Source organism: Aquipuribacter aurantiacus (assembly GCF_051216895.1).
In the GTDB taxonomy this organism is placed as follows: domain Bacteria; phylum Actinomycetota; class Actinomycetes; order Actinomycetales; family JBBAYJ01; genus Aquipuribacter.
Genome location: NZ_JBPKAO010000002.1, coordinates 439,397 through 462,070, shown reverse-complemented (window position 1 = coordinate 462,070; position 22,674 = coordinate 439,397). Strand labels below are relative to the sequence as shown.

At 71.1% G+C, this 22,674-nt stretch carries 17 protein-coding genes; 12 read left to right on the top strand and 5 right to left on the bottom strand.

Features of this window, described 5'->3' with window-relative positions; all coding sequences use genetic code 11:
• The first annotated feature begins 92 nt into the window (after positions 1 to 92).
• A complete protein-coding gene (locus tag ACR80Q_RS04865) occupies positions 93 to 1,454 on the top strand; it encodes a glucose-6-phosphate dehydrogenase (RefSeq protein WP_435376429.1) in 1,362 nt (453 codons plus the stop codon).
• A 301-nt stretch (positions 1,455 to 1,755) separates the two neighbouring features.
• On the opposite strand, the gene ACR80Q_RS04860 is transcribed toward ACR80Q_RS04865, so the two are convergent.
• Positions 1,756 to 3,162: a hypothetical protein gene (locus ACR80Q_RS04860; RefSeq protein WP_435376428.1), complete on the bottom strand. Its 1,407-nt coding sequence runs from the start codon at positions 3,160 to 3,162 to the stop codon at positions 1,756 to 1,758.
• Positions 3,163 to 3,479: 317 nt separating this feature from the next.
• Between ACR80Q_RS04860 and ACR80Q_RS04855 the strand changes: the two genes are divergently transcribed.
• Positions 3,480 to 3,863 carry a hypothetical protein gene (locus tag ACR80Q_RS04855; RefSeq protein ID WP_435376427.1) on the top strand — a complete coding sequence of 128 codons (384 nt, stop codon included), beginning with the start codon at positions 3,480 to 3,482 and terminating at the stop codon, positions 3,861 to 3,863.
• Positions 3,864 to 3,981: 118 nt separating this feature from the next.
• Here ACR80Q_RS04855 and ACR80Q_RS04850 read toward each other — a convergent pair whose 3' ends face one another.
• Both ACR80Q_RS04850 and ACR80Q_RS04845 read right to left on the bottom strand, forming a co-directional pair.
• Positions 3,982 to 5,397, bottom strand: a complete 1,416-nt coding sequence (locus ACR80Q_RS04850; RefSeq protein ID WP_435376426.1) for an MFS transporter — start codon at positions 5,395 to 5,397, stop codon at positions 3,982 to 3,984.
• The gene (locus ACR80Q_RS04845; protein ID WP_435376425.1) at positions 5,394 to 6,803 is read right to left on the bottom strand and encodes an MFS transporter; all 1,410 of its coding nucleotides are present in this window, start codon (positions 6,801 to 6,803) and stop codon (positions 5,394 to 5,396) included. Before ACR80Q_RS04845 ends, ACR80Q_RS04850 begins: the two co-directional genes overlap by 4 nt.
• A 237-nt stretch (positions 6,804 to 7,040) precedes the next feature.
• Between ACR80Q_RS04845 and ACR80Q_RS04840 the strand changes: the two genes are divergently transcribed.
• From ACR80Q_RS04840 to ACR80Q_RS04805, 8 genes are all read left to right on the top strand, one after another.
• A complete protein-coding gene (locus tag ACR80Q_RS04840; RefSeq protein ID WP_435376424.1) occupies positions 7,041 to 10,772 on the top strand; it encodes a nitrate reductase subunit alpha in 3,732 nt (1,243 codons plus the stop codon).
• The gene (gene narH, locus ACR80Q_RS04835) at positions 10,772 to 12,436 is read left to right on the top strand and encodes a nitrate reductase subunit beta (RefSeq protein WP_435376423.1); all 1,665 of its coding nucleotides are present in this window, start codon (positions 10,772 to 10,774) and stop codon (positions 12,434 to 12,436) included. The genes ACR80Q_RS04840 and narH overlap by 1 nt, the downstream gene beginning before the upstream one ends.
• Positions 12,433 to 13,065, top strand: coding sequence for a nitrate reductase molybdenum cofactor assembly chaperone (gene narJ, locus ACR80Q_RS04830; protein WP_435376422.1), 633 nt, complete (start codon positions 12,433 to 12,435; stop codon positions 13,063 to 13,065). Before narH ends, narJ begins: the two co-directional genes overlap by 4 nt.
• The gene (gene narI / locus ACR80Q_RS04825; RefSeq protein WP_435376421.1) at positions 13,062 to 13,808 is read left to right on the top strand and encodes a respiratory nitrate reductase subunit gamma; all 747 of its coding nucleotides are present in this window, start codon (positions 13,062 to 13,064) and stop codon (positions 13,806 to 13,808) included. The genes narJ and narI overlap by 4 nt, the downstream gene beginning before the upstream one ends.
• A 119-nt stretch (positions 13,809 to 13,927) precedes the next feature.
• Complete coding sequence (locus ACR80Q_RS04820; protein ID WP_435376419.1) at positions 13,928 to 14,413, top strand: hemerythrin domain-containing protein; 486 nt, start codon at positions 13,928 to 13,930, stop codon at positions 14,411 to 14,413.
• Positions 14,414 to 14,465: 52 nt separating this feature from the next.
• A complete protein-coding gene (locus tag ACR80Q_RS04815; protein ID WP_435376418.1) occupies positions 14,466 to 14,597 on the top strand; it encodes a cupin domain-containing protein in 132 nt (43 codons plus the stop codon).
• Position 14,598: 1 nt separating this feature from the next.
• Complete coding sequence (locus tag ACR80Q_RS04810; protein WP_435376417.1) at positions 14,599 to 15,327, top strand: VIT1/CCC1 transporter family protein; 729 nt, start codon at positions 14,599 to 14,601, stop codon at positions 15,325 to 15,327.
• Positions 15,324 to 15,728: an SGNH/GDSL hydrolase family protein gene (locus tag ACR80Q_RS04805; RefSeq protein WP_435376416.1), complete on the top strand. Its 405-nt coding sequence runs from the start codon at positions 15,324 to 15,326 to the stop codon at positions 15,726 to 15,728. The genes ACR80Q_RS04810 and ACR80Q_RS04805 overlap by 4 nt, the downstream gene beginning before the upstream one ends.
• Before the next feature lie 205 nt (positions 15,729 to 15,933).
• Here ACR80Q_RS04805 and ACR80Q_RS04800 read toward each other — a convergent pair whose 3' ends face one another.
• The gene (locus tag ACR80Q_RS04800; RefSeq protein ID WP_435376415.1) at positions 15,934 to 17,169 is read right to left on the bottom strand and encodes a globin domain-containing protein; all 1,236 of its coding nucleotides are present in this window, start codon (positions 17,167 to 17,169) and stop codon (positions 15,934 to 15,936) included.
• A gap of 502 nt (positions 17,170 to 17,671) precedes the next feature.
• On the opposite strand from ACR80Q_RS04800, the gene ACR80Q_RS04795 reads away from it, so the two are divergent.
• A complete protein-coding gene (locus ACR80Q_RS04795; protein ID WP_435376414.1) occupies positions 17,672 to 18,973 on the top strand; it encodes a wax ester/triacylglycerol synthase domain-containing protein in 1,302 nt (433 codons plus the stop codon).
• 33 nt (positions 18,974 to 19,006) lie between these two features.
• Here the strand turns inward: ACR80Q_RS04795 and ACR80Q_RS04790 are convergent, their stop codons facing one another.
• Positions 19,007 to 20,635, bottom strand: coding sequence for an Acg family FMN-binding oxidoreductase (locus ACR80Q_RS04790; RefSeq protein WP_435376413.1), 1,629 nt, complete (start codon positions 20,633 to 20,635; stop codon positions 19,007 to 19,009).
• Positions 20,636 to 20,844: 209 nt separating this feature from the next.
• Here ACR80Q_RS04790 and ACR80Q_RS04785 point away from each other — a divergent pair, with 209 nt between their 5' ends.
• Positions 20,845 to 22,617 (top strand): SulP family inorganic anion transporter, encoded by a 1,773-nt coding sequence (locus tag ACR80Q_RS04785; protein ID WP_435376412.1) that lies wholly within the window; start codon positions 20,845 to 20,847, stop codon positions 22,615 to 22,617.
• Positions 22,618 to 22,674 lie beyond the last annotated feature (57 nt).

Genomic DNA, 22,674 nt, shown 5'->3' with positions numbered 1-22,674 from the left:
CCCCCCCCCCCCCCCCCCCCCCCCCCACCACCGTCGAGTCGACAGTGCCTCTGCGGTCCCGCTCCCACCCGTCGACCTCAGGAGACACCGCCATGATCGACACCCTCGTCATCCTCGGCGCGAGCGGCGACCTCACCGGCCGCTACCTCGTGCCCGCACTGGCCCGCCTCGCGGCCGCGGGAGAGATGTCCGGCTCGTTGCGGGTGCTCGCCGTCGACCGCGGCGAGGAGACCGACGACTCGTTCCGGGCCATCGCCCGGGAACGGCTCGAACGCCACCTGCCCGACCTGGAGCCCGCCCACGCCGATGCGGTCCTGCGACGGGTGTCCTACCGGCGGGCCGACGTCACGTCCGCCGACCAGCTCCGCGACGTCCTCCCCGAGCTGAAGGAGACCGCAGCAGCGGTCTACCTGGCGCTGCCGAACGCCGTCTTCCGGCCCACCGTGCAGGCGCTCTCGCAGCTGCAGCTGCGCCCAGGCAGCCGGCTCATCGTGGAGAAGCCGTTCGGCGTCGACCAGGCCGACGCACGGCGACTGAACGACGACATCCGCCCGCTCTTCGACGAGAGCGAGGTGTTCCGCGTCGACCACTTCCTGGCCAAGCAGACGGTGCTGGACATCCTGGGGCTGCGCTTCGCCAACCGGATCTTCGAGCCGGTGTGGAACAGCCTGCACGTCGACCGGGTCGACATCGTCTGGGACGAGACCCTCGCCCTGGAGGGCCGGGCCGGCTACTACGACCACGCCGGTGCCCTACGGGACATGGTGCAGAACCACCTGCTGCAGCTGCTCGCCCTGGTGGCGATGGAACCGCCGACGACTCTGGGTGAGCGGGACCTGCGCGACCGCAAGGTCGACGTGCTGCGGGCCGTCCGAGCGCCCGCGTCGAATCAGATGGCCTCGCACGCGCGGCGAGCACGCTACGTCGCTGGACGCACGGACTCCGGTGACGTGCCGGCCTACGTCGCGGAGGACGGCGTCGACCCCGCCCGGCGCACGGAGACCTACGCCGACGTCACCCTGTCGGTGCAGAACGGGCGGTGGGCCGGCGTCCCCTTCCGACTGCGGAGCGGCAAGGCCCTGGGCCAGGACCGGCAGGAGATCGCCCTGCACTTCCGCCCCGCGGCGCATCAGCCGTTCGACCAGCACGCACCCGCCGACGTGCTGCGGTTCTCGCTCGAGCCCGACCAGATCGGTCTCGAGATCAACCTCAACGGCGCCGGGGACCCCTTCGACCTCGAGCGCGCCACCCTGCACGCCGGCTTCGCCGAGCAGCACCTGCCGCCCTACAGCCGACTGCTGGCCGAGATCCTCGGCGGTGAGCCGACCCTGTCGATCCGGGGCGACGAGGCCGAGGAGAGCTGGCGGATCGTCGAGCCCATCCTCGCCGCCTGGGCCTCCGACGACGTCCCCATGCAGGAGTACCCGGCCGGCTCCGACGGACCGGGCAACTGACCCAGCGAGACCGAGCGCTGGTCGGACCGGTCGTGAAGGCGGTCCACAGCATCGGGATTCGCCATGAGGTCGCCCTCCCGGGACGGCGGTTGCACTGTCACACGTGCGCGCCCGCGCACCTCACCCGCGAAGGCCGGCAGGAGCGGGCCCGAGCGCTCGTGTAGGCATCGTCGGCCGGCGAAGCGCAGCCCGAGCTCCTCAAGGGCTGACCTCGCCTCCAAGCTGGTCCTGCGGGTTCGATCCCCGTCACCCGCTCCCCCCACCTGAGCAGCGTCGCCGCAGGTCACGAGGGCGTGAGCGGCTAGTACGTCGGGTACAGCTCGGCGTCGCCCACGATGATGGGGTAGTTGAAGCCGGCAGACTTGTCCGCCGCGAACACGGCGATGAGCGAGTACCCCGCCAGCTTGTAGTAGTCCATCGCCCGGTTGGCGGCCGCGACCATGTCGGCCTCGGTGGTGGCCGTGACGAACTTCGTGAGCCGGGTGTGGGGGGTCGTGATCCAGTACCCGTTCAGCGCGAACCACGAGTGGTCGCTGTTCAGGCCCCACTGCCAGGTCACCGACTGGCCCTTCTGGAAGTAGCAGGCCACCGATGTGGTGGTGGTGCCGCCGCTCATGATCTGGTTGATCTGGGCGAACATCTCGGCGTCGGAGAACGGGTAGACGTAGTCGTAGTTGTCCCTGTCCGGCCACAGGCCGACCGCGCCGCCGCGCCGGTGGACGTTGCCCTGACCGTCCGCCCAGAACAACGGCGCGTGGTTGACGCCACCCGGTGTGGGCTTCGCGGCGAAGTCGAGCGTGGGGGTGAGCTGCAGGGCGGCCGGCTTCGGGATCGCGCTGGAGCCGGTGAGGAACGCCTGGTAGACCTCGTCGGCCGACGCCTGCACCGCGGCGACAGCCATGGCGAGGTTGGCGGCGTTGACGTCGTCGAGCTCCTTGCCGTCACCGTAGGCAACCCACGTGTCGCCCCGGGCGTTCTGCACGTGCAGCCCCTCGTGGTTCTCCTCGTTGTGCGCGGCCCGCGCGAGCAGCCCGGTCTCACCGGCGATGGTCAGGGGCGTGCTCCACAGCGCACGCCGGGGGGTGCGCACGTGACCAGCCGCGAAGAGGTCGGTGAGGAAGTGGTCGGCGAACGCGTTGAAGCCGTAGGCCTGCAGGAGCTTGATCCTGACGGCCGGCGAGCTGGGGTCGTGCCCGTGCAGCTGGGCCGCCTGCTGGACCGCGAGACCGTGACCGGCCAGGTACGCCTTGACCGCGTCGGTGCCGAAGTGGTCCATGTTCACCGAGGCCAGGTTGATGTACCGACCGGGCTTGGTCACGATGCTGAAGTTGCCGCCTGACGCGGGCCCGCCGCCGGTGATCTCGTTCCACTTGAAGGACAGGGTGTCGCCGAGCTTCTCGTACGCGGTCGACGGCTGGTTGCCTGCGCTCCTCGCCTCGTCGATGGCCTTCTGCTCCTCAGCCATCACGGTGAGGATCGCGCTCAGCTCGGCGCTCGGGGCCCCGGCCAGGGTGAGGTACGCCGAGGAGAAGGCCTGCTCGGGGTACTGGGCGGAGGAGATGGGCGTGAGCGGTTCCAACGCCGGGTGCCCCGGCGAGGCGGCCTGCGCGCCCACCCCGTAGAAGTCGCCACCCAGCGCGATCAGCTGGCCGTAGCGCAGCGTCGTCGCCCCGACCGGGAGGGGGGTGTCAGCGGCCGACGTCTGCATGCCATCCGCAGATGTCAGCTTGATCGCATTACCTACCGCTACGTGCTCGCAACTCTCCACGGCCAGTCCTCAAATCGTCGACAGGAAACCCAACGCGAGTGAGTCAATAGCAGTCGATGCACCCCGTCAATAGAGTCTGAAAGTCAGTTCCGACTGGCGGTCAGACCAGGAAAGTGGGGCTTGACTCCATGCGCGAGGGCCACGAAACTGCTGGCCAGCGGCGGGTCCGCAGTCCGGCATCAGAGGGTGATGCCGAGTCGGGACTAATTTCACCCGTAATGGATGAAGCGTTCATCCCCATTCATCAGGAGGAACCAATGACCTACAACGCGGTGGCAACGCGGTCGATTGCGGGTCAGCTCGTGGGCCCGTCGGCCCTGACCGGCGGGAATGCCGGTGAAACAACGACCTCGCTGGCCTGCTACGTGGAGAAGGGCTCCGACGTGACCTGGCAATGGGGGCTGAACGCCGACAACTCGTGGTACAAGCTCCGGGGCCGCTGGATCACGACCCCGTTCACCGGCCTCACCAAGTTCCTGACGAGCACGAGCGAGGGTGAGCTGACGGCCGCCGCCAACCAGGCGATCCAGTACTACAAGCTGTCCGGGTACACGCTCCGGGGCATGTTCGCCGCCGACGGCGCGGGCGGCTACAACTACCCGATCCTCATCGGGACGACGGAGCTCTACCCCAAGTTCTGACGGGCGGCGGGTCGAGCCCGGGCAGGCGATCAGCTCTCGTCAGCCAGCCGGACCCGGGCGGGTCCACGCCGGCCTAGGCGCTGCCCCTGCAGGCGCCCGCACCGGGTGCCGGCCGCGGTCAGGAGGGCTTGGGTGCTCCCGGGCGGGCGTAGCGCCACCACGTCACGGCGATGCACAGGGCAGCGAAGGCGACACCGACGTAGAAGAAGGTCTCGGGGCTGACCAGCGTGAGCCCGATCCCGAAGAAGAACGGCCCGAACGCGGCGATCGCCGCGGTCCAGCCGATCACGCCGCCGGCCTGACGCCGCTCGAAGATCATGGGCATCTGCTTGAAGGTCGAGGCGTTGCCGATCCCGGTGAACAGGAAGATCGCCATCATGCCGACGAAGAAGCGTGTGAACTCCGCCTCGATCGCCGCGGCACCGGCGGCCACGTCCGGGGACAGCTGCTGGCTGGTGTAGAGCACCGAGAGCAGGATCCCGATGCCGCTCACCAGGGTCCAGCGCGCGCCGCCGTAGCGGTCGGTGAGCGGGCTGAACAGCACCCGGGCCCCCGCGCCGACCAGGGGACCGTAGAAGGCGTACGCCACGGGGTCCGGCAGGACGTACCCGGCGACGAGGAGCTCGGTGGTGCCGTCGGCCAGCGCCCGGGCGATCTCGGGGTTGCCGCCGCCGAACAGGTTCTTGATGAGCAGGCCGAACTGGCCCGACAGCCCGGCGAAGGTGCCGAAGGTCATGACGTAGAGCATCGTCATCCACCAGGTGTCCTGGTTGCGGAAGATGTCGAACTGCTGGCGCACGTTGACCTGCATCGGGACGCTCTTGAGCAGCGTCCAGGCCAGCACGGCGCCGATGACGACGAACGGCACGTAGATGTAGGCCGCGTTCTGGTACCAGACCTCCTGGTCGTCCCGCCCCGGGAAGGTGGCGGTCTGCGACGCTCCCAGGAAGCCGATCATGGAGAAGCCGATGATCCAGGGGGTGACGAACTGGACCAGCGACACCCCGAAGTTGCCGATGCCGGCCTGCAGGCCCATCGCGGTGCCCTGCAACCGGCGGGGGAAGAAGTACGAGGTGGACGGCATGAAGCCGGAGAACGCGCCGCCGCCGATGCCGGACAGGAACGACAGCGTGAGCAGCCAGGCGTAGCTGGTGTCCGGGTTCTGCACCGCGATGCCCCACCCGACGAGGGGGATCAGCAGGAGCAGGGTGGTCAGCGAGACCAGTCGACGGGTGCCGACGATGGGTGGCAGCACCATCCACGCCAGGCGCAGCAGTCCGGCCGACAGCCCCGGGACGGCGACGAGCCAGTAGAGCTGGTTCTGGGTCAGGTCGAAGCCGAGGTTGCTCAGCCTGGGGGCCAGCGCGCTGGCGATGAACCAGGACACGAAGGCCAGGGTCAGGGTGAACGTGGTGATGGACAGGGTCCGCCAGGCGAGGGCCTTGTCCCAGGTCTCCTCGTTCTCGGGGTCCCACCCCTGCAGCCACTCCTTGCCGGTGCGCGCGGGGACCCCGGTGTTGTGCGTGCGGCTCATCGGCTCGTGGCCTCCATCAGCTCAGGTGTCTCGAAGTGGTCCGACAGACCCGGTGACTGCTGCTGCAGCATGTGGACGACGGTGAGGTGCATCCAGACCGCACTCACCCCGGTGAGAAGGAACAGGACGAAGAAGGTCGAGGACGGCAGGCCCGTCCAGGCGGTCGAGTAGGCGAACAGCGGCGGCAGGAAGAAGCCCCCCAGCGCACCGAGCATCCCGACGAGCCCGCCCACGGAGCCGACCTGCCCGGGGAAGTACTCGGGGATGTGCTTGTACACCGCGGCCTTGCCGATACCCATCGCGCAGCCGAGCAGGAACACCAGCAGCGCGAAGGGCACGACGCCGAGGGCGTACGGGAGCACCTCGGCGGTGCCGGACGGGTCGAAGGACTCCGACACCTGAACGACGATGTAGCCGTTCGGCATCATCAGCAGGAACAGCGTCGCCAGCATGATCCCGAAGGTCCAGTACATGACCCGTCGGGCGCCCACGCGGTCGGAGATCCAGCCACCCAGCGGACGCAGCAGGCTGGCGGGGAAGATGAAGGTGGCGGTGAGCAGCGCCGCCGTCGCCAGCGACACGTCGAAGTTGTCGACGTAGTACTTGGGCAGCCAGACCGACAGGGCGACGTACGCGCCGAACACCACGACGTAGTACAGGCTGAAGCGCCAGACCCGCAGCTGGCGCAGCGGCCGCAGCTGCTCGCGCAGGCCGCGGCCCTGTCCCGGCTTGCGGTCGTGGCGGGGCGTCAGCACCCAGAGCAGGACCGCGGTCACCAGCAGGAGCACGGCGTAGATCACCGGGACGAGCCGCCACCCGCCCTGCACCACGCCGAAGACGGTGCCGCCCGCGGTGGCGGCTATGAGCACCGGGCCGATGAACTTGGTGACCGAGGCGCCGACGTTGCCGGCGCCGAAAACCCCGAGGGCGAAGCCCTGCCTGTGGCGGGGGAACCACGCCGAGTTCCACGCGATGCCGGCGGTGAAGGCGTTGCCCGCGAAACCGACGCAGAACGCCAGGACGAGCAGCATGGCGTAGCTGTCCGCCTGGGCGACCAGGTACGAGAACACCGCCGTGGACAGCAGGAGGACGAGGAACACGACCCGTCCGCCGAACCGGTCGGCCAGGATCCCGGCGGGCAGACGCCAGAGCGCCCCGTTGAGGATCGCCACCGCCGACAGCCACGACAGCTGCACGTCGGACAGGCCGAACTCGTCGCGGATGGGCAGGCCCAGCACGCCGAACATCAACCACGCGGCGAACAGCAGCGTGAAGGCGACGGTCGAGAGGAGGAGGACACGGCCCGACCCGGTGGGAGCCGGCTCCGACGTCGTCGCGGCAACGGGTGCGGGTGTGGACATGTGGACCAGGTGCTCCGTCTGATCGGTGGTGGCAGTGGACTCCACGGCTATCGTCGGGGCGACCAGAACAGCCCCCCGGGACCTAGGTCCCGGGCTCTGCCTCCCCGTGGGTCGAGGCTGGTGCAGGTCCGCCCACGAGATCGACGTCGACCTCCGGACGCGGACGCCGTTCCGGCTCCACCGCGGGTTCGAGCACAGGGGTACTGTCCGAGCAGCACGTCGCGAGGCGTGTCCCTGCCCGGACCCGCAGGAGCCATCAGCTGGCCTTCCCTGGGGGTACCTGTGGTCTACGAGGACACGACGACACCGGCACGGACGACGCACTCCCTGCCGGCGAGCGCGGGCCTGGACGGTGAGGTCACCGAGGCGCTGCTCAAGGCCCGGCGGTTCTTCCGCGGCAGCACCGTCTCCCTCGACCTGCGCACCCTGCACAAGAGCGGCGGCCGCGACGCGGACAGCTTCTACCGGGACCGGTGGAGCCACGACAAGGTGGTCCGCTCCACGCACGGGGTCAACTGCACCGGTGGCTGCTCGTGGAAGATCTACGTCAAGGACGGGATCATCACCTGGGAGTCCCAGCAGACCGACTACCCCTCCGTCGGTCCCGACAGCCCGGAGTACGAGCCCCGCGGCTGCCCCCGGGGCGCGGCGTTCTCCTGGTACACCTACTCCCCCACCCGTATCCGGTACCCCTACGTCCGTGGCGTGCTGCTGCAGATGTACCGCGAGGCCAAGGCGCGTCTCGGCGACCCGGTGCTGGCGTGGGCGGACATCGTCGGCGACCCCGAGCGCGCGGCCCGGTACAAGGCCTCGCGCGGCAAGGGTGGACTCGTCCGTGCGGGCTGGGACGAAGCGGTCGAGCTCGCAGCCGCCGCGCACGTGCACACCATCAAGACCTACGGCCCGGACCGGATCGCGGGCTTCTCGCCGATCCCGGCGATGTCGATGGTCTCCCACGCGGCGGGGGCCCGCTTCTACTCGTTGATCGGCGCCGCGATGCTGTCGTTCTACGACTGGTACGCCGACCTGCCGGTGGCCTCCCCGCAGGTGTTCGGCGACCAGACCGACGTCCCGGAGTCCGGGGACTGGTGGGACGCCGGCTACCTGATCATGTGGGGCTCCAACGTGCCGGTGACCCGGACCCCCGACGCGCACTGGATGACCGAGGCCCGGTACCGCGGGCAGAAGGTCGTCGTGGTCTCCCCCGACTTCGCCGACAACACCAAGTTCGCCGACGAGTGGCTGGCGGCCGCGCCCGGCACCGACGGGGCCCTGGCCATGGCGATGGGCCACGTCACCCTGAAGGAGTTCTTCGTCGAGCGACGCACGCCGTACTTCGACTCCTACGTCAAGACCTACACCGACCTGCCGTTCCTGGTCCGCCTCGAGCCGCGCGGTGACAGCTTCGTGCCGGGCAAGTTCCTCACCTCCTCCGACCTGGGCGACACCGGCGAGGGCGCCGACTTCAAGACCGTGCTCCTCGACGCCGCCACCGGCGAGCCCGTCGTCCCCAACGGGTCGCTGGGCTTCCGGTTCGGCGAGGAGGGCAAGGGCCGCTGGAACCTCGACCTGTCCGAGGTGGACCCGCTGCTCAGCGTCTACGACGAGGCCACCTCCGAAGGGGGTGTCCCGCTGGACCTGCCGCGCTTCGACGCCCCGGACGGCTCCGCCGACGTGGTGCACCGGGGCGTGCCGGTGCGCCGGGTGGGCGGTCACCTGGTGACCACCGTCTACGACCTGCTGCTGGCCCAGTACGGCGTGTCCCGCGCGGGGCTGCCCGGCGTGTGGCCCACCGGGTACGACGACGCGTCCCAGCCCTGCACCCCCGCCTGGCAGGAGACCATCACCGGAGTCCCCGCCGCCAAGGCGGAACGGATCGGCCGGGAGTTCGCGGCCAACGCCGAGGAGTCCAAGGGGCGGTCCATGATCCTCATGGGGGCCGGCACCAACCACTGGTTCCACTCCGACACGATCTACCGGGCCTTCCTCACCCTGACCACCCTCACCGGCTGCCAGGGCGTCAACGGCGGCGGCTGGGCGCACTACGTCGGGCAGGAGAAGGTCCGCCCCGTCACCGGGCACGCCCAGCTCGCGAACGCGCTCGACTGGTCCCGACCGCCCCGAACCATGATCCAGACCGCGTACTGGTACCTGCACTCCGACCAGTTCCGCTACGACCCGTTCGGCGCGGACACGCTCGCCTCGGCCACCGCGGGCGGGCAGCTCGCGGGCAAGTCCACCGCCGACGTCATCGCGCAGTCCGCCCGCATGGGGTGGATGCCCTCCTACCCCACGTTCGACCGCAACCCCCTCACGCTCACGGACGACGCCGAGGCGGCCGGGCTGCCCGTGGCGGAGTTCGTCCCCCGCGAGCTCAAGGCGGGCCGGCTCCGCTTCGCGGCCGAGGACCCGGACTCACCCGGCAACTTCCCCCGCGTGCTGACGGTCTGGCGGGCCAACCTGCTGGGCAGCTCGGGCAAGGGCAACGAGTACTTCCTGCACCACCTGCTGGGGACCGACGCGTCGCTGCGGGCCACCGAGGCCGAACCGCACCAGCGGCCCACGGACGTGGTCTGGCACGACGAGGCCCCCACCGGCAAGCTCGACCTGCTGCTGAGCCTGGACTTCCGGATGACCAGCACGACCATCTTCTCCGACGTCGTCCTGCCCGCGGCGACCTGGTACGAGAAGCACGACCTCAACACCACCGACATGCACCCGTTCGTCAACAGCTTCAACCCCGCCATCGCCCCGCCGTGGCAGACCCGCACCGACTTCGACGCCTTCGCCACCCTCGCCGAGGAGTTCAGCCGCCAGGCCGCGACCCACCTCGGCGTCCGGCGCGACGTGGTCGCGGTCCCCCTGACGCACGACACCGTCGACGAGCTGGCCAACCCGCACGGGGTGGTGCAGGACTGGAAGGCCGGGGACTGCGAACCGGTGCCCGGGAAGACGATGCCCAAGCTCGTCGCGGTCGAGCGGGACTACGCCGCGGTCGCGGACAAGATGGCGTCCCTCGGCCCGCTGCTGGACACCCTGGGCGCGACGACGAAGGGCGTCACGTTCCGGGTGGACGAGGAGGTCGAGCGGCTGCGGCACACCAACGGGACCGTCCGCCACGGTGCCGGCAAGGGCCGGCCGTCGCTGGCGCGTGACATCCACGCCTGCGAGGCGATCCTGGCGCTGTCGGGCACGACCAACGGCCGACTGGCCGTGCAGGGCTTCCACTCCCTGGAGGAGCGGACCGGCACGAAGATGGCCGACCTGGCCGCCGAGCACGAGGGCAAGCGGGTCACCTTCAAGGACACCCAGGCCGGGCCCGTCACCGTCATCACGTCGCCGGAGTGGTCGGGGACCGAGCACGGCGGTCGTCGGTACTCGCCCTTCACCATCAACGTGGAACGGCTCAAGCCCTGGCACACGCTCACCGGGCGGCAGAGCTTCTACCTGGACCACGACTGGATGTCCGAGCTCGGCGAGAACCTGCCCGTGTTCCGGCCCCCGCTCAACATGAACGCGCTGTTCGGCGAGCCCCAGGTCGGGCACAACGGCGAGCTCGGCATCACCGTGCGGTACCTGACCCCGCACAACAAGTGGTCCATCCACTCCGAGTACCAGGACAACCTGCTGATGCTCAGCCTGTCCCGGGGCGGGCCGACGATCTGGATGAGCGTGCCGGACGCGGCCAAGGTCGGGGTCGAGGACAACGACTGGATCGAGGCGGTCAACCGCAACGGCGTCGTCGTCGCCCGCGCGATCGTCTCCCACCGGATGCCCGAGGGGACCGTGTTCATGTACCACGCGCAGGACCGCCTCATCGACGTCCCCCGGTCGGAGACCTCCGGCAAGCGCGGCGGCATCCACAACTCGCTCACCCGCCTGCTGGTCAAGCCGAGCCACCTCATCGGGGGCTACGCCCAGCTGTCGTACGCGTTCAACTACCTGGGCCCCACCGGGAACCAGCGTGACGAGGTCACCGTGATCCGTCGCCGCTCGCAGGAGGTGCAGTACTGATGCGTGTCATGGCCCAGATGTCGATGGTGATGAACCTCGACAAGTGCATCGGGTGCCACACCTGCTCGGTCACCTGCAAGCAGGCGTGGACCAACCGGACCGGGGTGGAGTACGTCTGGTTCAACAACGTCGAGACCCGGCCCGGTCAGGGCTACCCCCGCACCTACGAGGACCAGGACAGGTGGAAGGGCGGCTGGACGCGGACCAGGCGCGGTCGTCTCCAGCTCAAGGCCGGCGGCCGGTTGAAGAACCTGCTGACCATCTTCTCCAGCCCCAAGATGCCGTCGATGAACGAGTACTACGAGCCGTGGACCTACGACTACGAGACGCTCACGAACGCCCCGGCTCAGGAGCACACCCCGGTGGCCCGGCCCAAGTCGCTGATCAGCGGCGAGAACATGAAGATCGAGTGGTCGGCCAACTGGGACGACGACCTCGCCGGCGGACCGAAGCTCATCTCGGCCGACCCGATCCTGGCCAAGCTGTCGACGGACGTGAAGCTCGAGTTCGAGCAGACCTTCATGTTCTACCTGCCCCGCATCTGCGAGCACTGCCTCAACCCCTCCTGCGTCGCCTCCTGCCCGTCCGGGGCGATCTACAAGCGCGAGGAGGACGGCATCGTCCTGGTCGACCAGGACGGCTGCAAGGGCTGGCGCAAGTGCGTCACGGGCTGCCCGTACAAGAAGATCTACTTCAACCACCGGACCGGCAAGGCCGAGAAGTGCACGTTCTGCTTCCCCCGCATCGAGGTGGGGCTGCCCACCGTGTGCGCCGAGACGTGCGTCGGGCGGCTGCGCTACATCGGCCTCGTCCTGTACGACGCCGACGCCGTCCTGGACGCGGCGTCGGTCGAGGACGAGCACGACCTGCTCGCGGCGCAGCGGGCGGTGTTCCTCGACCCGGACGACCCCGAGGTGATCCGGGAGGCCGAGAAGGCCGGGATCCCGCGCGACTGGGTCACCGCCGCGCAACGCTCCCCGATCTGGGCCCTGATCAACCGGTTCGAGGTCGCCCTGCCGCTGCACCCGGAGTACCGGACGATGCCCATGGTCTGGTACATCCCGCCGTTGTCACCGGTGGTCGACGTGGTCGCCGGCACCGGGGTCGATGCCGAGGACACCCGCAACCTGTTCGCCGCCATCGACACCCTGCGCATCCCGGTGGAGTACCTGGCCGAGCTGTTCACCGCCGGTGACCCCGAGCCGGTGACCGCGGTCCTCAAGCGGCTCGGTGCGATGCGGTCCTACATGCGCGACATCAACATGGGCCGCGACCCGGACGCCTCCATCCCCGCCTCGGTCGGCATGACCGAGGAGGAGATGTACGACATGTTCCGGCTGCTGGCGCTGGCCAAGTACGACGAGCGCTACGTCATCCCCCCGGCCCACGCCGAGCAGGCGCACGGGCTGGAGGAGCTGGCCACCGAGTGCAGCCTCGACGTGGACGGTGGGCCCGGCATGACCGGGTCCGGACCGTTCGGCGAGGGCTCGGGCGGACAGGCCTCCGTCGCGCAGGAGAGCTTCCACGCCCTCAAGGTCCGCCAGACCACGGAGTCCACCACCGACCCGGCGGACAAGTCCCGCCGGGTCAACCTCCTGAACTGGGACGGCAAGGGCAACCCGAACGGTCTGTTCCCCGGCGAGACGAAGGGACCGCGCGCATGAGCCTCGCGGGCAAGCACGGCACCGCACTGACCTACGCCATGGCCGGACGGCTGATGAGCTACCCGGACCAGGCCCTGCTCGACGAGCTCGACTGGCTGCGGCCGGCGTTGGCGGACCTGCCGCGGTGGTCGCGCACCGACCTGGCCGAGCTGCTGGAGTACCTCGCGAGCGCCGACCCGACGATGCTGGCGGCGGAGTACGTCGCCACGTTCGACCTGCGACGACGCTGCTGCCTGTTCCTCACCTACTTCGCCTACGGCGACACCCGCAAGCGTGGCGTGGCGCTGCTGCAGTTCAAGCAGGCCTACCAGGCGGCCGGACTCACGCTGCTGCCCGACGAGCTGCCCGACCACCTGTGCGTGGTCCTGGAGTTCGCCGCCACGTCGGACCTGGACACCGGCCGTCGCCTGCTGCTGGAGAACCGGGCCGGCCTGGAGCTGCTGCGGCTGTCGCTGGCCGACGCCGGGTCCCCCTGGGTGGGGGCCCTGCGGGCCATCACCAAGAGCCTGCCGGCCCTGCAGGGCGACGACCGCGCGGCCGTCGCCCGCCTCGCGGCCGAGGGTCCCCCCGGCGAGGACGTCGGCCTCGAACCGTTCGCACCGCCGGACTACATGGGAGCCCGCACATGAACGAACCGACCGACGTCCTGCTCTGGGTCGTCGTCCCCTACGTCTGCCTCGCGATCTTCGTCGGCGGGCACCTGTGGCGCTACCGCTACGACAAGTTCGGCTGGACCACCCGCTCCTCGCAGATGTACGAGAGCAAGCTCCTGCGCATCGGCAGCCCGCTGTTCCACTTCGGGATCCTCGCGGTGTTCCTGGGCCACGTCATGGGCCTCGGCATCCCCAAGTCGTGGACGGAGGCCGTCGGCCTGTCCCAGTCGGCGTACCACTACATGGCGATCAGCGTCGGCACCGTCGCGGGCGTCTGCAGCGTCGTGGGGGCCGCCATCCTCATCTACCGCCGGCGCACCACCGGTCCCGTGTTCGCCGCCACCACCAGGATGGACAAGCTCATGTGGTTCGCCCTGGGCCTGGTCATGGTCCTCGGGCTGGGCAACACCATCGTCGCGAACGTCTTCGCCGAGTACGACTACCGCGAGACCGTGTCGGTCTGGTTCCGCGGCATCTTCCTGCTGGACCTGCAGCCCGAGCTCATGGCCGGGGCGCCCATCGGGTTCCAGGCGCACGCCCTGACCGCCTTCCTGCTGTTCGCGCTGTGGCCGTTCACCCGGCTCGTCCACGTGTTCAGCGCACCCGTCGGCTACCTGTGGCGGCCCTACGTCGTCTACCGCAGCCGCGACGTCCGGCAGGGGTCCCGGGCGACGCGGCCCGGGTGGGACCAGGTCGGCGCCTCGGCCCGGCGCCGCTGACGTGCACGGCTGGGGCCCGAGCCCTCGTGCGGCGGCGACCACTCACGACCCCCACCCGAGGTCTCGACCGCCGTCCCCCCACCACGACCGGGTGCCACGCCCCCAGGGGCGTCCCTGACGTGTGCAGCTACTGCGGCTGCGAGGACATCACCGTCATCGGTCGGCTCATGGCGGAGCACGAGGCGATCCGGAACGCCGCCGGTGACCTGCGACGGGCGGCCGCCACCGGCGGGCCCGACGACGTCGCGGCCCGGGTCGCCGCCCTCGCCGGACTCCTCGACCCGCACGTGCGGGACGAGGAACGCGGCCTGTTCGACGAGCTGCACGACGACCCCGAGTTCGCCCCCCACATCGACGCGCTCTGCGGAGAGCACGTCACCCTCGACGCCGCCGTCGACGAAGTACGCCGCGGCGACCTCACCGGCCTGGATGCACTCCTGCGTCTGCTGGACGCCCACATCGAGCGCGAGGACAACGGCATCTTCCCCGCCGCCGCGACCGCCCTGGACGGGCCCGCGTGGGACCGCATCACCGATCGGCTCACCGAGTCGACCACGGTCGCCCACGACCGCCACGCAGATCTCGAACCGAGAGGCACCCCATGAACAAGTCGTCCTTGACCGCCCTGGTCCGCCAGCTGCTCAAGACCGCGCTCGCGTGACGCTGCACTCCGGTGACGACAGCTGGGAGGGGTCTCCCGGGGACCTGCTCATCATCCCCGACGCGCGGCACAGCCTCGACGCGATCGAGGACTCCGCGGTGCTCCTCACGGTCGCCAGGAAGACCTGACGTGGCGGCCTCCCCGGAGACCCTCCTCGACCCGCCGGACGCCCCGCACGACCGCGGCGGCACGGCGGTGCGACTGAACTGGCTGCGCGCCGGGGTGCTGGGGGCCAACGACGGGATCGTCTCCACGGCGGGCCTGGTGATCGGGGTGGCCGGGGCGACCAGCGCCACCGGCCCCATCCTGACGGCCGGGGTCGCCGGCCTCGTGGCGGGGGCGGTGTCGATGGCCGTCGGCGAGTACGTGTCGGTGAGCAGCTCCCGCGACAGCGAGCGCTCCCTCCTGGAGGAGGAACGCCGGCAGATCGCCGCGAACCCCCACGCGGAGTGCGCCGAGCTCGCCGGGATCTACCAGGCGAAAGGACTGTCCGCCGACACCGCCTGGCGCGCAGCCCGCGAGCTGACCACCAAGGACGCGTTCGCCGCCCACGCCGACGCGGAGCTCGGCATCGACCCCCACGCCCTCGTCAGCCCCTGGCACGCCGCCGGGGCGTCCGCACTGGCCTTCTCGCTCGGTGCGCTGCTCCCGCTCGCCGCCATCGTGCTGCTGCCGCAGACCGTTCGGGTGCCGGTCACGTTCGTCGTCGTGCTCATCGCGCTCGCTCTCGCCGGCGCGCTCGGGGCCACCATCGGTGGCGCCAGGCGCACCCGGGCCGTCGTCCGGATCGTCATCGGAGGCGCAGCGGGCATGGCGTTCACCTACGCCATCGGCAGCCTGCTGGGCACCACGTTGTGACTCCTCGGACGCCCACGGACCTTGCACGCGACGGTGCGGGGCTGCTCGCCCTGGCCGGTCTGGTCCTCTGGGGGGTCAAGCTCGTGCGGGTCACCCGCGGCATCGAGCGGGCCCGCGAGTTCTGGTCGGGCCCGCAGGGTGACCCCGGCGGACTGCTGTACGTCGCCCTGGGCGACTCCACCGCCCAGGGCGTCGGCGCCAGCCGGCCGGACCGCGGCTACGTCGGCCTGCTGGCCCAACGCCTGCGTGAACGGACCGGCACAGCGGTCCAGGTCATCAACCTGAGCAGCTCCGGCGCCCGCATCCACGACCCCACCGACCGCGGTCACCGCGTCTGGGCCGACGCGTTCTGGAGCAGCATCCGCAAGGCACCCGGGTCGGCGGCGAACCAGCCGCCATGACCGACGGACCCGACCTCGAGCGGCGCCCTCGAGGCGTTCCCGGGACCCAGGTCCCGGCCGGGCGCCCGATACCCCCCCCGAACGGGTGAGGCTCGGTCGAGCCGGTGCCCGACGGGCCACCCGCGTCTGACGTATCACCCGACAGGGCCCCAGCGCTCAGCCAGCGCTGGGGCCGCCTCCCTCTGCCCCTCGGGCGTGAGAGCGACTACACGCTCGCGATCGGCGCCGGTGCTGGCTCCGTCGCGCTGTCGGCCTGCCACAGATCCGGCCCGAACACCTCGTACTGGATGTCGTGGGCGATCACGCCACGATCCAGCAACGCGGTCCGGACCGCCTGCATGAATGGGAGCGGACCGCAGAGGTAGAAGATCGCCGACTCGGGCAGCGGCGCCTCGTTCAGGTCGAGGAAGCCGGCGTGCACACCGTCGACCGCCAAGGTGGTCTCGGCGGCGTTCTCGAACCACACGTGCACGCTGGCGTCCTGCAGCTCCTGGACGTCGGCGAGGACCTGGTCCCGCAGGGCGAAGGACCCCTCGTCGGAGTCGGCGTGCAGCAGCAGGATGGGCAGGGACGAACCGGCCGAGACCAGGTGCGAGAGCATGCCCGCCATGGGGCTGATGCCCATGCCCGCGCTGATGAAGACCAGCGGCCGCCCGGAGTCGTCCAGGACGACGTTGCCGAACGGCACCGAGAGCGTGACGGTGTCCCCCACGCCGACGGAGTCGTGCAGCAGGTTCGACACCTCGCCGTCCGGAAGGCCCGCACCGTGCACGCGCTTGACCGTGAACTGCCGGTGCTCGCCGTCGTCGGCACGGGTGAGGCTGTACTGGCGGGGCTGGTGCACACCGTCCGGCATGAGCATCTTCACCGAGACGTACTGCCCGGGCAGGGAGGTCTTGACGAGGCGGTCGTCCTTGCGGCGGACCAGGAAGGTCACCACGTCGTCGGTCTCGCGCCGCTTCTCCACGACCTCCCAGTCGCGCCACACCGTCTCAGGACGAACGCCGCGGGCGCTGTAGAGACCGCGCTCCTGGCTGGTCAGCAGCTCTGCCATCAGCCAGTACACCTCCTCCCAGCCCGCTGCGACCTCAGGGGTCACGGCGTCGCCCAGGACGTCCGCGATGGCCCAGAACAGGTGGTCGTGGACCACCTGGTACTGGTCCGGGCGCAGGCCGAGCGACGCGTGCTTGTGCGAGATCCTCATGAGCAGCTGCTCCGGCAGCTGGTTCTGCAGGGCCGCGGTGGCGAACGCGGCCACCGAGCCCGCGAGCGCCACCTGCTGGGCCCCTTGGGCCTGGTTGCCACGGTTGAACAACCCGTCCATCAGCTCGGGCCGGGCGTCGAACATGTGGGCGTAGAAGCGGCGCGCGATCTCCTCGATGTTGTCGGCCACAGCCGGCAGCGTTGCTTCCACGACGGCACGGGTTTGCTGGGTGAGCACAGTCATCTCCTGGCTGGTACGAAAGGGACGGGTGAGCGGCTGTTGCGCCCGGGGGGGCCGTCAGCCACCCGCCGGCAGCCGGGCCATCCCGACAGCGCCGGACGCGAGGCGGGCACAGGACCAGGAGCCCCGTCGGCACTCCGTCCTGTCCGGCTCGCCAGGCCCGAGCCTCCCCTGTGCTGCACGCTAGGTGCCGCTGACGGAGCCCGTCGGGACGAAGGTCCCGATCAGCACAGCGACCCGGCACCCGACTCGGCCCGGGGCACAGACACGCGACGCCATCGGCGCTGCCTCGCCACGCACCAGAGCTGCCTCACCTACGACATCGGCACCATCGACACCTCGGCAGGTTCACGACCGGGACCGAGGTCCCCTACCGCGCGTCGGACGTCGACCGACGCCCCGACGAGGTGCCGTCGGGTCGGCTACGGGCTGCTGCGCTGGGTGGAGGATGTCTCATGTGGTGCCGAGCTCTCGACGTCGTCGCTGTCGGCGGTGCGCCGTGAGGGAGCTGCTGCGCGGCGACGACCTGGTGCAGCTCGCGGTGGACCGTGGGCCGGTACCAGCGAACGTGGGCGTGCTCCTGGTGCTCGACGCGCGGGTGGAGCCGGACCTCGCCCAGCTGGAGAAGGAGCTGGTCCGGCGGCTGCTCCGCATCCCGCGTCTGCGGCAGCGGCTCGTCGAACCGACGTCGTGGCTGCGTCGCCGCCCGTACTGGGACGAGGTCACCGGGTTCGATCCCCGGGCTCACCTCACCCGCACGACGAGTGCAGCGCCGGGCGACACCGCGGCTCTGCACGCCGCGGCGGTGCAGGCCGTCCTGCGACCACTCCCCCGGGACCGGCCGCTCTGGCGGGCCGTCCTCGTCACCGGCCTGCAGGACGGCCGGCTCGGCCTGGTCCTGGTCCTGCACCACGTCGTCGCGGACGGGGTCGGGGCCATGACCTTCCTGGCCCAGCTCACGGCCGGCACGACGGCCCTGCCACCGACGCCCGCCGCGTCCGGACCTGGGCACAGACGTCGAGACCCGGCGCAGGACGGCGCCCACCGTCGGACCGCGCTGAGACGCCTGGTCGTGGGGGCGAGCCGTGTCGGCCGCGGCGGGGTCGACCTCGTGCTGACCATGGGCCGCCCGGCGCCCCGGTGCTCGCTCAACGTCCCCACGGGTCCGCGACGGCGGATCGCCACCGTGGACGTCGACCTGGCGGAGGTGAAGGCAGGCGGACGGCGCCACGGCGCCACGGTCAACGACGTCCTGCTCGTGGCCGTGGTGGCAGGGCTGGCGGCGGTGCTCCAGCAGCGCGGCGAACGCGTGGCGGAGCTGGTCGTCTCCGTGCCCGTCTCAGCGCGGACGGCCACGACCAGCGGCTCCCCGGGCAACCGGGTCGGCGTGATGCCGGTCCGCCTCCCGGTGCACGGGCCGGTGCAGCAGCGGCTGGCATCGGTGTCCCTCGCCACCCGGCGCACCAAGCAGCACGGCCGTTCCTCCGCGTCCGTCGCCCCGTTCTTCCGGCTGCTGGCCGCGGTCGGACTGGTGCAGTGGCTCACCAACCGGCAACGCCTGGTCAACTCCTTCCTCAGCAACGTCCGTGGCCCGACGGACCCACTGACCGTGGCCGGGCTGCCCGTGCTCCGCCTGGTCCCCCTCACCAGCCCCGGCGGCAACATCGGCGCGTCCTTCACCGCCGTGTCCTACGCCGGCACCCTCACGGTGACCGTGACCACCGACCCGGACGTGGTCACCGACGTCGCCGCCCTCGCCGCCGCGGTCCGGGCCGAGCTGGAGACGATCGCCGACGCCTGACGCCTCCGCGCCCACGGGTGCGTCGCTCCTGGCTCAGCCGCCAGCGTCCCCGTTCGAGTCTCCGGCCGCCCCGTCGGGCAGAGCGTCGGAATGGGTCAGGACCGAATCGACGGGACGTCGCGGCGTGGGCCGGGCGGCGGTGTCCGGGTAGCCGAGCCGGAGGAGCAGCTGCGGCCGCGCGCCGGCGGCGTCGAACAGCTCGGCCAGCGGACCGCGGAGCGCGGTCGTCTCGATCGGCTGGTTCAGGAAGGACGCGGCCAGGCCGGCGGAGGTCGCCGTGAGCAGGAGCGAGGCGACCGCCTGACCGGCGGCGAGCCAGTCCGACGGGGTGTCGCCGGTGGAGGTGAGCAGCAGGAGCGCCGGTGCGGTAGCGGCGAGCTGCGAGTCCTTGCGCGCCTGACGGTCGCCCATGTCGACGCCGCGCATGATGAGCGGTCCGACGAGGGAGGGCAGACCGGGTACACCGAACGCATACCCGGGCATGCCGTCGCCACGTCGGGTGTAGTTGGAGCGCACCCAGGCGGCCAACTCGTCGCGGAAGCGGGGGTCGGCCATCTGCGCCCGGTCGCCGTCGGCGACGAGGGCTCCGACCCGCTGCTTCGCCGCGTCGTCGAGGGCTACGTGGAGCGTGATGCCGAACCGGTCCGCGTCGGCGGTCATCGCAGCGAGGACGTCCTCGGGGACGGCGCGGCCCTGGAACGGGGCCCGGTCGGTGTGTCGTCGGTCGATGGCGGCGAACATCTGCAGATCGCGCTCGGTGGGGGTGCGCGGGTGGCCCCGCCCGACCTGGGCGAGCAGGTCAGGTTGGTCCGGGTCCGGCGAGCGGACGAGGTCGCCGGCGAAGCCGGTGGCGCGCAGGCCGACGAGGAGGAACGCGAGTGCAGCCCCGCAGCTGATGATCAGGGCTCGGTCGTCGGGGTCGACGACCGGTAGGGCTCGGGTGCGGTCGGCGTACAGCTCGACCTGGTCCACGCCCAGGCGGAAGGACCAGGGCTGGGTGTTGTGCCCGGAAGGGGCACGGACCGCTGACTCGAGCGCGGCTCGCAGCACGTCCCTCTCCTCGGCATGACTGCGCCGGTCGGCCCGCCGACGGTTCGGGTAGGCACAGGCGGCGCCGGCGGCCAGCCCGGCCAGGTGCCCGAACGTGCTGATCCAGTGCAGCGTGTCATCGAGCAGCGGCCCCACGATGTTGACGAGCAGGACCACCCCGATCAGGGGTCCGACCCGAAACCGTCGAGCCTGCGCCGGGAGGACCGCCAGCGCGCCCACGACGCCCATGGCGGCCGCAGATGCGCCCAGTGCCGTGCCGTCGAAGCCGCTCGGCCCGGTCGCCGCGACCATCACCAGACTCCCGGCCAGGCCCGACACGACGTAGATCGCGACCAGCGAGCCTGGCGTGAGCGCTCGTTCCACCTCACGACCGAAGAGCAGCAGCATCCCGACCACCAGCACCATGTGCAGCAGGTTCTCGCTGGTGAACATGACCGTGACGGGCGCCCAGGGCCGCTCCGAGAGGCCCGCCCAGCCGTCGCTGAGGCCGAGCACCTCGCGCAGCCCGGGGGCGGTGGTGAGCAGGGCGAACGCCAGGACGTTGAGTCCGGCGAGGCCCACCGTCGCGGGAGAGTCCCGGACGGAGAAGGTGCCACGCGGCTCACCGGTCATAGGTGCTCACCCACTCGGGGGTGGGCCGGCAGCGGGTCGCCTGACGGTCCATCACGCCGTCTCCTCCCGTCGCGGTCCGACCAGGTAAGCAGACGCGACCCCACCCGGGACAGGACGATGGTCCCGAGCCGCCGGTCGGGGCAGGCCGACGCTCCATACACTCGCCCCCGAGGCGCGCCACGAGGGTGCGGCACTGGAGCAGGAGAGCGATGGCCGCCCGGAGCATCGGGAAGGGCAACGGCGAGGCCCCCGGCTGGGCCCGCTTCCTGCCGGGCCTGGCGGTGCTCCGCCGCTACGAGCGGACCTGGCTGCGCGGGGACGTCCTGGCGGGGGTGACCGTCGCCGCCTACCTCGTCCCGCAGGTGCTCGCGTACGCGGAGGTCGCCGGCCTCCCGCCTGTCACCGGGCTCTGGGCGGTCCTTCCCGGGCTGCTCGTGTACGCGGTGCTCGGCACCTCACGTCAGCTCTCCATCGGCCCGGAGTCGACGACCGCACTGATGACCGCGGCCGGGATCGCGGCGATCATCGCCGCCGGAGCGGGGTCGGTCGGACCCTCCGACGTCGCAGCGCTCCTGGCCGTCGCCGTCGGCCTGCTGTGCGTCCTGGGCTTCCTCCTGCGGCTCGGCTTCCTCGCCGAGCTGCTGTCCAAGCCCGTCCTCGTCGGGTACATGGCCGGCATCGCGGTGCTCATGGTCGTCAGCCAGCTCGACAAGATCGTGGGCATCGAGGTCGAGGCCAGCACCCTCGGCGAGCTGTGGTTCGCGGCGACCCACCTGGCGGACGTGCACGTCCCCACCCTGACGCTGGCCCTGACGACGGTGGTCGTCATGGTGGCCTTCCACCGCTACGCCCGCCACTGGCCCGGCCCGCTCATCGCGATGCTCGCGGCGGCCGCGGTGGTGCAGCTCTTCGACCTCACCACCCACGGGATCGTCCTCGTCGGCGAGGTGCCCCGGGGGCTACCGGAGCTCCGCATCCCCCAGGTCGCGTCGGTCGACCTGTGGCAGCTCGCGCCCGCGGCCTTGGGGGTGGCGGTCGTCGCGTACTCCGACAACGTCCTCACCGGGCGGGCGTTCGCCCTGAGGAGGCGGGAGCAGATCGACAGCAACCAGGAGCTCCTCGCCCTCGGGGGTGCGAACGTCGTCGCCGGGCTGTTCCAGGGCTTCCCGGTCAGCTCGAGCGGGAGCCGCACCGCGATCGCCGACAGCATGGGTGCTCGCACGCAGCTGCACTCGCTGGTGTCGATGGGGCTCGTGGTCGCGACCCTGCTCTGGCTGGGGCCGGTGCTGGCCGCATTCCCCGAGGCGGCGCTCGGCGGTGTCGTCGTGTACGCCGCGATCCGCCTGATCGACATCGCCGAGTTCCGCCGGTTCGCGGTCTTCCGCGGCAGCGAGCTCGTCCTGGCCGTCGCGACCACGGTCGCGGTCCTGACCCTCGGCGTGCTCGGCGGGATCGGTGCGGCGATCACGCTGTCACTGCTCGACCTGCTGCGCCGCATCGTCAACCCCCACGACGGCGTCCTCGGCTACGTCCCCGGCGTCGCCGGCATGCACGACATCGACGACTACCCGCGAGCGGTGCAGGTGCCCGGGCTCGTCGTCTACCGGTACGACTCACCGCTGTTCTTCGCCAACTCCGCCAACTTCCTGGTGCGCGCGCTGGACAGCGTGAACGAGGCGCAGGGCAAGGGCCCGGTCCACTGGCTGCTGCTCAACGTCGAGGCGAACACCGAGGTGGACCTGACGGCGGTCGACGCCCTGGACTCGCTCAGGCTCACCCTCGGCGACATGGGGGTCGACCTGGCGCTCGCCCGCGTCAAGGAGGACCTGCGCACCCCCCTCGCGGCCAGCGGATTCCTGGACAGGATCGGGGCCGACCGGGTCTTCCCCACCCTGCCGACCGCGGTCGCCGGGTACGCGGTCTGGTACGAGTCCACGCACGGCCACCCGCCTCCCGGGTTCGACATCCCGCCGCCCCCGTAGCCACCACCCTGCGGGTGCCTCAGCCCGACGTGGTCGGTGTCGCCGCCCCGCAGGCGA

Excerpts from the sequence above, each read along its gene's own strand:
- ACR80Q_RS04850 (WP_435376426.1), bottom strand. The coding sequence starts at position 5,397 with ATGAGCCGCACGCACAACACCGGGGTCCCCGCGCGCACCGGCAAGGAG.
- ACR80Q_RS04855 (WP_435376427.1), top strand. The coding sequence starts at position 3,480 with ATGACCTACAACGCGGTGGCAACGCGGTCGATTGCGGGTCAGCTCGTG.
- ACR80Q_RS04865 (WP_435376429.1), top strand. The coding sequence starts at position 93 with ATGATCGACACCCTCGTCATCCTCGGCGCGAGCGGCGACCTCACCGGC.
- ACR80Q_RS04860 (WP_435376428.1), bottom strand. The coding sequence starts at position 3,162 with ATGCAGACGTCGGCCGCTGACACCCCCCTCCCGGTCGGGGCGACGACG.
- ACR80Q_RS04785 (WP_435376412.1), top strand. The coding sequence starts at position 20,845 with ATGGCCGCCCGGAGCATCGGGAAGGGCAACGGCGAGGCCCCCGGCTGG.
- ACR80Q_RS04790 (WP_435376413.1), bottom strand. The coding sequence starts at position 20,635 with ATGACCGGTGAGCCGCGTGGCACCTTCTCCGTCCGGGACTCTCCCGCG.
- narH (WP_435376423.1), top strand. The coding sequence starts at position 10,772 with ATGCGTGTCATGGCCCAGATGTCGATGGTGATGAACCTCGACAAGTGC.
- narJ (WP_435376422.1), top strand. The coding sequence starts at position 12,433 with ATGAGCCTCGCGGGCAAGCACGGCACCGCACTGACCTACGCCATGGCC.
- narI (WP_435376421.1), top strand. The coding sequence starts at position 13,062 with ATGAACGAACCGACCGACGTCCTGCTCTGGGTCGTCGTCCCCTACGTC.